Raw genomic sequence first — 1,642 nt, forward strand, 5'->3', positions numbered from 1 at the left:
CCAGACAGGGTTTGCGATGGTCATCCTGTCGTCGGCGCTGCGCGGCATTCCGGAAGAGACGCTCGAGGCCGCCGTGATCGACGGCGCCAACCCGTTCCAGATCTTCTGGAAAATCATGGTGCCGCAGATCTGGGGCACGATCGCGGTGGTGTGGACCACCATCACCATACTGGTGCTGAAAGTGTTCGACATCGTGCTGACCATGACCAACGGCCAATGGAACAGCCAGGTGCTGGCCAATCTGATGTTCGACTGGATGTTCCGCGGCGGCGGCGATTTCGGCCGCGGCGCGACCATCGCCATCATCATCATGATCGCGGTCATTCCGATCATGGTCTGGAACATCCGGCAGGCCAACAAAGAGACGGGAGGGCATTGAGATGGCCGCGTCCACCGGAAAGTCCTTCGCCAGCCGCTTCGGCGTTCATATCGCCGTGCTGGTCTTCGTCGTCATCTGGACCATCCCCACGCTCGGCATTCTCGTCTCGTCGCTGCGCGACAAGGACCAGATCATCGCCTCGGGCTGGTGGAATTCCTTCGCCAGTTCCAGCCAGACCGAGGCCGGACGACTGCCGGCCGCCGCGGCGCAGACGCAGAAGGACGGCAAATATGTCATCGAAGGCAATGTCTTCGGCGACGGCGCCAAGCGCGACATCAGCGCCTTTGGCGTCAAGGCGGCGGCGCCGACGCAATACAAGGCCGGCACGGCGGCCGATCTCGGCGACGGCGTCACCTTGCAGGTGAACGCGGATGGCAGCTTCGTGCTCGCCTCGCCGAAGGCATTCGAAGGCGACCGCGGCCAGCGCGTCTATTACGCCTCCTCGGCGCCGCCGAAATTCACCACCGAGAACTACGATGCCGTGCTGTTTTCCGAAGGCATCGGCCGCTCGTTCATGAACTCGCTGACGGTGACCATTCCGGCAACGATCATCCCCATCCTGATCGCGGCCTTCGCGGCCTATGCGCTCGCCTGGATGCGCTTTCCCGGCCGGGCGCTGCTGATCGCCGTCATCATCGGCCTGCTGGTCGTGCCGCTGCAGATGTCGCTCATCCCGCTGCTCAAGCTCTATAACGGCGTCGGCACCTTCTTCGGCGTGCCGTCGAAGACCTATCTCGGCATCTGGCTGGCGCATACAGGCTTCGGCCTGCCTTTCGCCATCTATCTGCTGAGGAGCTACATCGCCGGCCTGCCGCGCGAGATCATGGAATCGGCGCGCATCGACGGCGCCAGCGATTTCGAGATCTTCGTCAAGATCGTGCTGCCGCTGTCGTTCCCGGTGCTTGCCTCCTTCGCCATCTTCCAGTTCCTATGGGTATGGAACGATCTGCTGGTGGCGATGGTTTTCCTCGGCACGGCGCCCGATCAGATCGTGCTGACGGCCAAGCTCAACGCGCTGCTCGGCTCACGCGGCGGCAATTGGGAAATCCTCACGACATCGGCATTCATCACCATCATCGTGCCGCTGATCGTGTTCTTCTCGCTGCAACGCTATTTCGTCCGCGGGCTGCTTGCCGGCTCGGTGAAAGGAGGTTGAAGACATGCAATCGGCTTTGAAGGCGACTTCGAGACCAGACCCTGCGATCGACCGAGACTGGTGGCGGGGCGCGGTGATCTACCAGATCTATCCGCGCTCCTACCAGG

General features: G+C 62.4%; 2 protein-coding genes. Both read left to right on the forward strand.

Annotated features, from left to right (window positions below):
- Nucleotides 1-379, forward strand: a 379-nt coding sequence (locus EOA24_RS37230; RefSeq protein ID WP_133374873.1) for an ABC transporter permease subunit, incomplete at its 5' end; no start/stop codon positions are given.
- A gap of 1 nt (nucleotide 380) precedes the next feature.
- Nucleotides 381-1,535 carry a carbohydrate ABC transporter permease gene (locus tag EOA24_RS37235; RefSeq protein WP_126079922.1) on the forward strand — a complete coding sequence of 385 codons (1,155 nt, stop codon included), beginning with the start codon at nucleotides 381-383 and terminating at the stop codon, nucleotides 1,533-1,535.
- Nucleotides 1,536-1,642: the final 107 nt, after the last annotated feature.

The organism is Mesorhizobium sp. M2A.F.Ca.ET.039.01.1.1 (assembly GCF_003998035.1).
Lineage (GTDB): Bacteria > Pseudomonadota > Alphaproteobacteria > Rhizobiales > Rhizobiaceae > Mesorhizobium.

Excerpts from the sequence above, each read along its gene's own strand:
- EOA24_RS37235 (WP_126079922.1), top strand. The coding sequence starts at position 381 with ATGGCCGCGTCCACCGGAAAGTCCTTCGCCAGCCGCTTCGGCGTTCAT.